Raw genomic sequence first — 556 nt, forward strand, 5'->3', positions numbered from 1 at the left:
TTTAGCAACACATTGGGATGTTTCAGGTGATGATCACAGTACGGTGATTACTTTTCATTTACGTGATGGTTTGAAGTTTAATGATGGCAGATCAGCCAATGCCAATGATCTTGTTTGGGGTATGAAGCGGATTGTCAAATTGAAGATGGGTAATGCGGCAATTTTTAATGAATATGGAATTACAGAGCAAAATGTTGATGATGCTTTGCAAGCTCCCGATGAGAAAACGGTTGTGATGAAATTTGATAAACCTTATCCAGCAGAGCTCATTCTTAATAATATTGTTGCGAGTCGTGCAACAGCTTTGCTTGATCGTAAGACGATTATGAAACACGAAAAAGATGGCGATTTTGGAAATCAGTATTTGAAAAGTCATGCTGCTTGTGTTGGTCCTTATCAGTTAAAAAGTTGGCGCTCTGGAGAAGCTCTTTTGTTGCGTGCAAGCTCTCACTATTGGGGACAAGCGCCTAAACTGAAGCAGATTTTAATTCGCCATGTTGCAGAGCCCGGAACACAACGTTTGTTGTTGCAAAAGCACGATATTGATGTTGCTCGT

1 protein-coding gene is annotated in these 556 nt (G+C 40.3%); it reads left to right on the forward strand.

Annotation, left to right across the window (positions count from 1 at the left end; genetic code table 11):
• On the forward strand, positions 1-556 hold a 556-nt coding region (locus ACFIQC_RS10220), incomplete at both ends, for an ABC transporter substrate-binding protein (RefSeq protein ID WP_375707167.1).

It is taken from the genome of Bartonella sp. AA126HLJHH, from assembly GCF_042197425.1.
Taxonomy (GTDB): Bacteria; Pseudomonadota; Alphaproteobacteria; order Rhizobiales; family Rhizobiaceae; genus Bartonella.